Source organism: Centipeda periodontii DSM 2778, from assembly GCF_000213975.1.
Taxonomy (GTDB): domain Bacteria; phylum Bacillota; class Negativicutes; order Selenomonadales; family Selenomonadaceae; genus Centipeda; species Centipeda periodontii.
The window spans coordinates 2,136,153-2,145,701 of the sequence record NZ_GL892076.1 but is presented as its reverse complement, the minus strand read 5'-3'; the positions used below and the strand labels follow the sequence as shown (position 1 = coordinate 2,145,701).

11 protein-coding genes and 5 tRNA genes are annotated in these 9,549 nt (G+C 56.8%); all 16 read left to right on the top strand.

What is annotated here, in order from left to right; all coding sequences use genetic code 11:
- Nucleotides 1–135: 135 nt before the first annotated feature.
- The 16 genes from map (at nt 136) to HMPREF9081_RS09685 (ending at nt 9,421) form a co-directional block, all read left to right on the top strand.
- Entirely contained in the window at nt 136–1,008 is an 873-nt protein-coding gene (gene map, locus HMPREF9081_RS09760; RefSeq protein ID WP_006307110.1) for a type I methionyl aminopeptidase, read from the top strand.
- Nucleotides 1,005–2,276 (top strand): DEAD/DEAH box helicase, encoded by a 1,272-nt coding sequence (locus tag HMPREF9081_RS09755; RefSeq protein ID WP_006307109.1) that lies wholly within the window; start codon nt 1,005–1,007, stop codon nt 2,274–2,276. Before map ends, HMPREF9081_RS09755 begins: the two co-directional genes overlap by 4 nt.
- A gap of 85 nt (nt 2,277–2,361) precedes the next feature.
- A complete protein-coding gene (gene pfp / locus HMPREF9081_RS09750; protein WP_006307108.1) occupies nt 2,362–3,624 on the top strand; it encodes a diphosphate--fructose-6-phosphate 1-phosphotransferase in 1,263 nt (420 codons plus the stop codon).
- Nucleotides 3,625–3,747: 123 nt separating this feature from the next.
- A tRNA-Met gene (locus HMPREF9081_RS09745) sits at nt 3,748–3,823 on the top strand.
- Between the two features lie 16 nt (nt 3,824–3,839).
- A tRNA-Tyr gene (locus tag HMPREF9081_RS09740) sits at nt 3,840–3,925 on the top strand.
- An 8-nt stretch (nt 3,926–3,933) separates the two neighbouring features.
- A tRNA-Met gene (locus HMPREF9081_RS09735) sits at nt 3,934–4,009 on the top strand.
- A gap of 9 nt (nt 4,010–4,018) precedes the next feature.
- Nucleotides 4,019–4,094: transfer RNA gene (locus HMPREF9081_RS09730), tRNA-Thr, on the top strand.
- A 6-nt stretch (nt 4,095–4,100) separates the two neighbouring features.
- Nucleotides 4,101–4,177: transfer RNA gene (locus tag HMPREF9081_RS09725), tRNA-Met, on the top strand.
- Nucleotides 4,178–4,324: 147 nt separating this feature from the next.
- Nucleotides 4,325–4,474, top strand: a complete 150-nt coding sequence (rpmG, locus tag HMPREF9081_RS09720) for a 50S ribosomal protein L33 (RefSeq protein ID WP_006307107.1) — start codon at nt 4,325–4,327, stop codon at nt 4,472–4,474.
- Between the two features lie 12 nt (nt 4,475–4,486).
- Nucleotides 4,487–4,672 (top strand): preprotein translocase subunit SecE, encoded by a 186-nt coding sequence (gene secE, locus HMPREF9081_RS09715; protein ID WP_006307106.1) that lies wholly within the window; start codon nt 4,487–4,489, stop codon nt 4,670–4,672.
- 14 nt (nt 4,673–4,686) lie between these two features.
- Nucleotides 4,687–5,238, top strand: coding sequence for a transcription termination/antitermination protein NusG (gene nusG, locus HMPREF9081_RS09710; RefSeq protein WP_006307105.1), 552 nt, complete (start codon nt 4,687–4,689; stop codon nt 5,236–5,238).
- A gap of 43 nt (nt 5,239–5,281) precedes the next feature.
- The gene (rplK, locus tag HMPREF9081_RS09705; protein WP_006307104.1) at nt 5,282–5,707 is read left to right on the top strand and encodes a 50S ribosomal protein L11; all 426 of its coding nucleotides are present in this window, start codon (nt 5,282–5,284) and stop codon (nt 5,705–5,707) included.
- 57 nt (nt 5,708–5,764) lie between these two features.
- Complete coding sequence (gene rplA / locus HMPREF9081_RS09700; RefSeq protein ID WP_006307103.1) at nt 5,765–6,448, top strand: 50S ribosomal protein L1; 684 nt, start codon at nt 5,765–5,767, stop codon at nt 6,446–6,448.
- 204 nt (nt 6,449–6,652) lie between these two features.
- On the top strand, nt 6,653–7,189 hold the full coding sequence (gene rplJ / locus HMPREF9081_RS09695) for a 50S ribosomal protein L10 (protein ID WP_006307102.1): 537 nt from the start codon (nt 6,653–6,655) through the stop codon (nt 7,187–7,189).
- A 42-nt stretch (nt 7,190–7,231) separates the two neighbouring features.
- The gene (rplL, locus tag HMPREF9081_RS09690; RefSeq protein ID WP_006307101.1) at nt 7,232–7,606 is read left to right on the top strand and encodes a 50S ribosomal protein L7/L12; all 375 of its coding nucleotides are present in this window, start codon (nt 7,232–7,234) and stop codon (nt 7,604–7,606) included.
- A 189-nt stretch (nt 7,607–7,795) separates the two neighbouring features.
- Complete coding sequence (locus tag HMPREF9081_RS09685) at nt 7,796–9,421, top strand: ShlB/FhaC/HecB family hemolysin secretion/activation protein (protein WP_006307098.1); 1,626 nt, start codon at nt 7,796–7,798, stop codon at nt 9,419–9,421.
- The last annotated feature ends 128 nt before the right edge of the window (nt 9,422–9,549 follow it).

The window sequence follows — 9,549 nt, the reverse complement described above, 5'->3', positions numbered from 1 at the left end:
CTGTTGCACGAAGTTTTCCAACTTTGTGCAACAGCCCCTTTTTTGTTATGCAACTTGCTGTATCCTCCTCTTTACATATGATATGCTTGCGGTCTATAATGCAGAGGTAATATCTATTCATAAAGGGGCGAAGGAATGAATCGAAACGATTTGTGCTGGTGTGGCAGCGGAAAGAAATACAAGAAGTGCCATGCCGATTTTGATGAACATGTTGCGTCCATCCGCTACGATGTGCTCAAGGGACAGGTACGTCCACCGCGCAAGATTATCAATAATGCGGCGGACATTGAGGGGATCCGCAAGGCGGCAGTCATTAACGACGGCGTGCTCGACCTGATGGAGACGATGGTGCGTCCCGGCGTCGATACGGAGACGCTCGATCGCGCGGCACATGACTACATCGTGGAGCGCGGCGGGATTCCCGCATGCCTCGGCTTCGAGGGGTTCCCGAAGAGCATATGTACCTCGATCAACAATGTGGTCTGCCATGGCATTCCGTCGAAGAAGGATGTGCTCAAGGAGGGCGACATCCTGAACGTCGACTCCACGGTCATTCTCGGTGGTTACTATGCGGATGCCTCGCGCATGTACCTCGTGGGCAAGGTGCCCGCAGCGGCAGAACGGCTCGTACAGGTGACGAAGGAGTGTATGGAGCGCGGCATCGCGGCGGCGCAGCCGTGGCATTTCCTCGGCGATGTGAGCGCCGCCTGCGGTGACTGGGCGCACGCGAATGGCTACTCTGTCGTCACGGCACTCGGCGGGCATGGTGTCGGCAAGGACTTCCACATGGAGCCGTTCGTTGCGCATGAGGGCGAGGCGGGCACGGGCATGCTCATGGTACCGGGCATGGTCTTCACGGTCGAGCCGATGATCAACGCGGGCAAATATGATGTGACGGTGGATGCAGACGACGGGTGGACGGTGCGGACGAAGGATCACACGCTCTCGGCACAGTGGGAGAAGACCATTCTCATCACGGAGACGGGGGCAGAGGTGCTTTCATCATGACGCATTTTGACCAGCTCGGCGTCTCGGAGACACTCGTCACACTGCTGAAGAAGCAGGGCATCATTGAGCCTACCCCCGTGCAGGAGCAGGCGATCCCGCCCATGCGTGCGGGACGCGATGTCATCGCACAGGCACAGACGGGCACGGGCAAGACCATTGCCTTCCTCCTGCCTCTGCTTGCGAAGATCAAGCCGCAGGGAGCGGCAGCGCAGGCGCTCGTCATTGCGCCCACGCGCGAGCTTGCCATCCAGATCGCGCGTGTGGCGGAGCCTCTCGGAGCGGAGCTCGGTATCGGAACGATCGTCATCTACGGTGGTGCGGACATCGAGCGACAGAAGGAGAAACTGCGGCGCCGGCCGCAGCTCATCATCGGCACACCGGGACGACTGCTTGACCATGTGCGGCGCGGAACGCTCGCGCTCGGCAGCGTCAACAAGATCGTCCTCGATGAGGCGGACGAAATGCTCAAGATGGGCTTCATCGAGGATGTGGAAACGTTGCTCACCAAGACGGCACAGGACTATCAGCTTGCCCTCTTTTCCGCGACCATGCCGGAGCGCATCGTGCGCCTGACGAAGCGCTTTATGACGAATCCCGCGCACATCCGCATCGAGGGGGAACGGACGACGCTCGAAAATATCGAGCAGATTGTCCTCTCCGTGAGCGAGGGGACGAAGCTCGACCGTCTCTGCGCATCCATCAACGAGGAAGCGCCCTATCTCGCGATGGTGTTCTGCGCAACGAAGGAGCGCACGCGTGCGCTCATGATGGAACTGGCGCGGCGCGGCTACCTCGTGGACGCACTCAGCGGCGATCTTACGCAGACACAGCGCGCCTTTGTCCTGCGGCAGTTCCGTGAGGCGAAACTGCAAATTCTGTGCGCCACGGACATCGCCGCACGCGGGCTTGACATCGAGGGCGTGACCCACGTCTACAACTACGATCTGCCGCCGACCGTCACCGACTACATTCACCGCATCGGCCGCACGGGACGCGCAGGCTCGCAGGGAAAGGCGATCACGCTTGTCGCGGCGCATCAGCACGAGAAGCTGCGCAAGATGGAATCCGCGCTCAAGGAGCGTCTGCGCCGCGCCGTCGCAAAGAAGAAGCCGCGTTCGTCCCGCCCTGATGAGATGGAGAAAACGCAGACAGCGCAAAAGGGGGAGCGCAGACGGTCTGCACCGAAACACACAAAGCCAAAGCCGCGCAGCAGGAAGGCGGGCAAGACCGTCACGAACATTGGGCGGCGCAGTCGAAAACGCCGCTGAATCAAAAGTTTCTATACAGAAGGAAAACAATTCATTTCGTCGAATTGATATAACGTACGGACAATTTCAAAGAGGAGGCATATTCATGATTGGGATCAAGAATGTCATTGCGATCATCTGCGGGGGTGGCCCCGCACCCGGCATCAACAGCGTTATCTCGGCGGTGGTCAGCGAGGCAACGCGTCACGGTTGGGACGTACTCGGCATCTATGACGGCTTCTCACGTCTTGCGCGCGGCGAGAAGAACTATGTGCGCCTCGAGCCCGCGAGCATCAGCCGCATCCATTTGACGGGCGGCTGTATCCTCAAGATGTCGCGCTTCAACCCGACAAAGAAGGAATCCGACCTGCGCACGGTCGTCGAGACGCTGACCGAGCTCGGCGTGACCCACGTCGTCACCATCGGCGGCGACGACACGGCGTTCAGCTCGATGGCAGTCTCCGAGTATGCGCGCAAGATGGGGCGTACAATCAACGTCGTCCATGTTCCCAAGACCATCGACAACGATCTCCCGCTGCCCGAGGGCGTTCCGACGTTCGGCTTTGAGACGGCGCGTGCATTCGGTACGATGGAGATTGAAAACCTCATGGAGGACGCGAGCACGACGAACAACCGTTGGTACTTTACCATCGCAATGGGGCGTACGGCGGGACATCTCGCACTCGGCATGGGACGCAGCGCGGGCGCGGCGATCACGATCATCCCCGAGGAGTTCGCACAGGATAAGATTCCGCTTCAGCAGGTCGTCGATGTCATCGTCGGCTCCATCGTAAAGCGTTATCTGACGGGGCGCAACTACGGCGTCGCCGTTATCGCAGAGGGCGTCATTGAGAAGATCGCCGAAGAGGACTTCGCGAAGCTTGGCAATGTCGTCACGGACGAGCACGGACACATTCGCTACAGCGAACTCGACTTCGGTGAAATCCTGAAGCAGGCGGTGCTCGCCGAGACGAAGAAGCTCGGCATCGGCATCTCCGTCATCGACAAGGAGATTGGCTACGAGCTCCGCTGCACGGCGCCGATTGCATACGACATCGATTACTGCCGTTCGCTCGGCTACTCGGCGGTGAAGTTCCTCATGAGCGGTGACTCGGGCGCGATCATCACGATCCAGGACAACCAGGCGGTGCCCATGCGCTTCGATGAGATCCGCGACCCCGAGACCGGTAAGACAAAGGTGCGCAAGGTCAACATCAACTCCGTGCACTATCAGATCGCGCGCGGCTTCATGATGCGTCTCGAAAAGGGCGACCTCGACGATCCGGGGCTTGCGAATGCCTACCGCATGACACACGATGAGTTCAAGGAGCGTTACTCCTACCTCTTCGACGGTGACGCCGCAGAGTAACATTCACATAGAGAGAAATTATGGGGCAGAAATTTTCTGCTCCATTTTCATTTTGGGTATTGACGAGACGCTGTCTTTGCCGTATAATATCGTCTTGTTAGCGCAATGCGCAGATAAACATATCGCGGGGTGGAGCAGTCGGTAGCTCGTCGGGCTCATAACCCGAAGGTCACAGGTTCAAGTCCTGTCCCCGCAACCAATTTCATAGATCTCATGGGTAGGTGGCCGAGTGGTTAAAGGCAACAGACTGTAAATCTGTCATCTTCGGATTACGATGGTTCGAATCCATCCCTGCCCACCACCATTTATCGCGGGGTGGAGCAGTCGGTAGCTCGTCGGGCTCATAACCCGAAGGTCACAGGTTCAAGTCCTGTCCCCGCAACCAAGTCTGTGCGCTGGTGTAGCTCAGTCGGCAGAGCGTATCCTTGGTAAGGATAAGGTCACCAGTTCAATCCTGGTCATCAGCTCCATATAACGGCGGCATAGCTCAGTTGGCTAGAGCATGCGGTTCATACCCGCAGTGTCCGGAGTTCAAATCTCTGTGCCGCCACCATTTTGCAATCTGCCCCCGTTACGGGGGTTCTTTTATGCTTTTTTGTGAAAATGCCTCACAATGCGTTGACAGCATTTTCCAAGTATGATAAATTGGTAAGAGTCATTTCTGATGAAACCAAAGAACGAATGAGGAGAGTTGATATTCATGCGCAACAACATTACGCTTGAGTGCACGGAGTGCCATAGCCGCAACTATCGCACGAACAAGAACAAGAAGAACAACCCAGATCGTCTGGAGTTCAGCAAGTACTGCAAGTTCTGCCGTAAGCACACGCCGCACAAAGAGACGAAGTAAGCGTCCTCTGTCATGGGAAAAATAGTCAAATTCCTGCGGGAAGTTGTCGCAGAGATGAAAAAAGTCTCGTGGTCCACGAAGAAGGAACTCGTTACCTATACGGGCGTTGTCGGCATCGCGATCGTCGTTGTCTGCGCACTGATCTGGATCTGTGACACGATTTTTGCCCGTGTGTTTCAGGTCATACTGCACTACTAGACCGGGAGAGGGACATGGCGGATAAGGAAGAACTCTATCTCAGGCAGGCAAACCCCCACCGGGCTTGGTATGTCATCCACACCTATTCGGGCTACGAGAACAAGGTCAAGGCGAACCTCGAACGCCTCATGCACTCGGCGAGCATGAGCGAGATGATTTTCAATGTTGTCGTCCCCGTCGAGAACGAGATCGAGATGAAGGACGGTAAGGAAAAGGTTGTTCCGCGCAAGGTGTTTCCGGGGTACGTCCTTGTCGATATGATTGTCGATGAGCATTCGTGGTACGTCGTCCGCAATACGACAGGCGTCACAGGCTTTGTTGGCTCGGAGAAGCACCCGATCCCACTGACGGCGGAGGAGGCCGAGCGTATTCTTTCGGGCTCGGTCGGCGGTGCGCCGAAGCGCCGTACGAAGGTAAGTGTTGGGGATACCGTGCGCATCGCCTCGGGCGCGTTTGAGGACTATGCAGGCAAGATTACATCCATCGACTCGTCTGGTCTGCGTGTGCAGGTCGACGTGGAGGGGACGCCCCTTGATGTCGAAATCGATCAAGTTGAACTGATTTGAGAATCTCGCATAATATTATGCATCGAAAGGAGGTGATGTGTCGATGGCAAAGAAGGTTGCGCGTGTCGTAAAGCTGCAGGTTCCTGCGGGCAAGGCGACACCGGCTCCTCCGGTAGGTCCTGCGCTTGGTCAGGCGGGCGTGAATATCATGGCGTTCGTCAAGGACTTCAATGAGCGTACGGCAAAGCAGGCGGGGCTGATCATTCCGGTTGAGATCACGGTTTTTGAGGATCGTTCCTTTACCTTTATCACGAAGACCCCTCCGGCGGCAGTTCTGCTGAAGAAGGCGGCAGGGATTGAGAAGGCATCGGGCGAGCCGAACAAGGTGAAGGTCGCGAAGCTCCCGCGTGCAAAGGCGCGTGAGATTGCTGAGTCCAAGATGCCGGATCTGAACGCCGCATCGATTGAGGCGGCGACATCCATGATCGAGGGCACTGCCCGCAGCATGGGAATTGAGATCACGGACTAATCGTCCGCGATGAAGTGGAAGGGCATATGCCCGCTATGACCACGAAGGGAGTTATTCATGGCAAAGTTTGGTAAGAAATACCAAGACGCTGCGAAGCTCATCGAGAGCGGCAAGCTCTATGCTTCGCAGGAGGCGATGGAACTCGTGAAGAAGACGGCGACCGCCAAATTCGACGAGACCATCGAACTGCACGTGCGCCTCGGCGTCGATCCGAAGTATGCGGATCAGCAGGTGCGCGGTGCGCTTGTCCTGCCGAACGGCACGGGCAAGACCCAGCGTGTTCTCGTCTTCGCCAAGGGCGAAAAGGTCGCAGAGGCAGAGGCTGCCGGTGCGGACTTTGTCGGCTCGGATGAGATCGTGCAGAAGATTCAGGGCGGCTGGCTCGACTTCGATGTCGCCGTCGCAACGCCCGATATGATGGGCACGGTCGGTCGTCTCGGCAAGGTGCTCGGTCCGCGCGGACTCATGCCGAATCCGAAGCTCGGCACGGTCACGATGGATCTCAAGAAGGCGATCACCGAGATCAAGGCTGGACAGGTGGAATACCGCACGGACAAGGCGGGCAACATCCATGTCCCCATCGGCAAGGCATCGTTCGACGCGGACAAGCTCCGCGAGAACTATCAGGCAGTCATCGACACGCTGATTCGCGTGAAGCCGGCAGCGGCAAAGGGGCAGTACATTCGCTCCATCACCGTTGTGGCAACGATGGGACCTGCCGTCCCCGTCGCGCTCAGCTAAGAAGCTAAGAGCGTACGGAATTTCCCCGGGCTGTAGACAGCAGGTTTGCGCGAGCATCTAACGACGTGAGTCGCCTGCCGAGGCCGGACGTGAATTTGAACATTCATCTCCGGCAGTGTAGCAGCCGGAGATTTTTATTGCAGAAACACCAATATAGGAAAGTGCTCAGACGAGTACTTCGTATGAAAGGAGGGAATTTAGTTAATGGCAGATCATAAGAAAGAAGTCATCGTTGAGAAGCTGAAAGAACAGCTCTCCTCGGCGAAGGGTGCGGTCTTTACGACGTACAAAGGTCTCACGGTCGCACAGGATACGGAGCTGCGCCGCGAGCTGCGTGCCGCAGGCGTTACCTATCACGTTGTGAAGAACACGATGGTGCGACGCGCAGCCGATGCACTCGGGCTGGAGGGGCTTGACCCGCATCTTGAGGGCACGACGGCATTTGCATTCTCGGCAGAGGATGCAGTTGCACCTGCGAAGGTTATCTGTGGCTACATCAAGAAGAACAAGCTCGACGACAAGGGGATCCTGTCCGTCAAGGTCGGTACCGTCGAGGGCAAGGTGATCGAGGCGAACGAGGTGCAGGCGCTTGCGTCGCTCCCGTCGCGCGAAGAGCTTATCGCAAAGCTCATGGGCAGCATGAATGCGCCGATCTCGAATACGGTGAACGTGCTCCAGGGTGTTATTCGCAATGCCGTCTATGTGCTTGAAGCCGTGCGTGCGCAGAAGGCGTCCGCATAAGGATAAATTACAAAGAGAAATTACATTTTTTGGAGGTATATCATGAACAAGGATCAGATTCTGGAAGCCATTGAGAACATGACCGTTCTCGAACTCTCCGAGCTCGTCAAGGCAATGGAGGAGAAGTTCGGTGTCAGCGCTGCTGCACCGGTTGCTGTTGCTGCTGTCGGCGGCGCTGCTCCGGCAGCTGCGGGCGGCGAGGAGAAGACGGAGTTCACAGTCGTTCTCGCAGCCGCAGGCGACAAGAAGATCAACGTCATCAAGGCTGTCCGTGAGGCAACGGGTCTCGGACTGAAGGAGGCGAAGGAGCTCGTTGACGGTGCACCGAAGCCGGTCAAGGAGCACATCGCCAAGGCTGAGGCTGAGGAGCTCAAGAAGAAGCTCGAAGAGGCTGGCGCAACGGTTGAGCTGAAGTAATTCGGTCAAAACGGATTTTCAAACCGCTTTCCTGCAAGGGGAGGCGGTTTTTTGTGTTGTTGCTTGCAGATTAAAGTGATAAACCGAACATATAAACCTAGAAATAATGTCACATATATGTTAAGTTAGTACATAAAACAAACGATAATGTTTATAATATAAGAATCTAAATCAGTGGAGGCTCTGCGGATGACAAAACATGAGAACACGAAGCTTGCAGGCGTACAGCATGTCGATGGACATACCGTGCGCTTATTTATTATTGCCTGTGCAGCAGTGACAATGTACGCCTCTCCTGTCGGCGCGGCGGAGAATGCACAGGAGAGCATTTGGGTTGCACGCTATACGTTCTCGGGTGAGAATCCGGTGACAGAGGCGGAGCTGGCGGATGTGCTCGCGGAGCACAGACACAAGGAGGCGACACTGACGCAGCTCGAGGCACAGGCGGAGGAGATCACGAAGTATCTGCACGCGAAGGGCTATTTCGTTGCGTTCGCCTATCTCGCGCCGCAGGACTTCAAGAATGGCGTTGTGAATTTCACGATTGTGCCGGGACGCTATGACAATATTGTTGTCAATAATACATCCTATCTCCACGAGACTGCGATTCGACGTGAGATCGGCATTGACTCGGGCGAGCTTGTGAAAAAAAGCACGCTCAATCGCGGCGTATGGCTGACGAACGATCTCTCGCGCGTGGAGACGAACACGCAGCTGAAGGCAGGCAGTCGGCAGGGGACGACGGATCTCGTCGTCAATGTCAAGAACAAGGGACATCGAATGTGGGGCTACGTTGGTTTTGACAACGGCGGCTACCGCTATACAGGACGCTATCAGTACAGTGCATTTGTCAACTACGCGAGCCCCTTTCGCGAGGGTGACCTCTTTTCCGTCGGTGGCGTTATGTCCAACGGCGGGATGTGGTCCGGCTCCGTTTCGTATACGACACCTGTAGCAAAGCAGGGGGAGCGCATCGGCGTGAGCTATGCGCGTTCGCACTACACGCTCGGCGGCGCATTTTCTGCGCTTGACTACACAGGGACGGCAGAGACGGTAAGTATTCACTGGCAGCACAATTTCAAGCGCAGCCGCGATGTGAATATCTACGGGACGGTTCGCTTTGACATGAAGAGCCTCGATGATGAGGCGAAGAGCATGTCGTACCGCAGTCCGAAGAGCGCGCGCAACTGGGTGTACGGCATCAATGGCGACAGCCTCGATCGCTTCTGGACGGGCGGAAAAAATACGTTTGCACTGAACTATACGCGCGGCGATCTCTCGATTGACGATGCCATGCAGCGTGCATACGATGCGGGGACGGCACAGACGGCAGGCCATTTCGGCAAGTGGAACCTCGAACTGACGCGCCTTCAGCACATCAGTGAACGCACCTCGCTCTATCTCTCCTATCAGCGGCAGTGGGCGGAGAAGAACCTCGACTCCTCGGAGAAGATGTCGCTTGGCGGGCCGCATGGCGTACGTGCCTATCCGGTCGGCGAGGCATCGGGTGACGACGGCTGGCGCTGGACATCGGAGCTGCGCTATAACGTGCCGACGCGCGAGGGCGATGAGAATGTATGGCAGCTGATTGCTTTTGCGGACGGCGGTCATGTGCGTCTCTATCATAGCGGGCTTCCGGGCTACACGGGAAAGATGGGGCGCAGCCTTTACGGCGCCGGCGTCGGCGTAAACTGGAGCAATCAGGCAAATTGGGTGGCACGCGCGCACTATGCGTGGAAACTCGGCTCCGAGAATGCTCTTTCGGATACGGACCGCAGCGGGCGCTTCTGGTTTCAGATTTATAAATTCTTCTGAACGGCGAAGAACCGGCATAGCAAAGCCTCCCCCGCCAGAGCGGGGGGGGACCGCGTAAGCGGTGGAAGGGGCGCTTTGAGCGTCCGGACAATACAAACGAAGAGCTGGTGCACGCGTCAAAAAGACTT

Coding starts and splice junctions, on each gene's coding strand:
- pfp (WP_006307108.1), top strand. CDS start 2,362: ATGATTGGGATCAAGAATGTCATTGCGATCATCTGCGGGGGTGGCCCC.
- secE (WP_006307106.1), top strand. CDS start 4,487: ATGGGAAAAATAGTCAAATTCCTGCGGGAAGTTGTCGCAGAGATGAAA.
- rplK (WP_006307104.1), top strand. CDS start 5,282: ATGGCAAAGAAGGTTGCGCGTGTCGTAAAGCTGCAGGTTCCTGCGGGC.
- rplL (WP_006307101.1), top strand. CDS start 7,232: ATGAACAAGGATCAGATTCTGGAAGCCATTGAGAACATGACCGTTCTC.
- rplA (WP_006307103.1), top strand. CDS start 5,765: ATGGCAAAGTTTGGTAAGAAATACCAAGACGCTGCGAAGCTCATCGAG.
- HMPREF9081_RS09685 (WP_006307098.1), top strand. CDS start 7,796: ATGACAAAACATGAGAACACGAAGCTTGCAGGCGTACAGCATGTCGAT.
- rpmG (WP_006307107.1), top strand. CDS start 4,325: ATGCGCAACAACATTACGCTTGAGTGCACGGAGTGCCATAGCCGCAAC.
- rplJ (WP_006307102.1), top strand. CDS start 6,653: ATGGCAGATCATAAGAAAGAAGTCATCGTTGAGAAGCTGAAAGAACAG.
- nusG (WP_006307105.1), top strand. CDS start 4,687: ATGGCGGATAAGGAAGAACTCTATCTCAGGCAGGCAAACCCCCACCGG.
- map (WP_006307110.1), top strand. CDS start 136: ATGAATCGAAACGATTTGTGCTGGTGTGGCAGCGGAAAGAAATACAAG.
- HMPREF9081_RS09755 (WP_006307109.1), top strand. CDS start 1,005: ATGACGCATTTTGACCAGCTCGGCGTCTCGGAGACACTCGTCACACTG.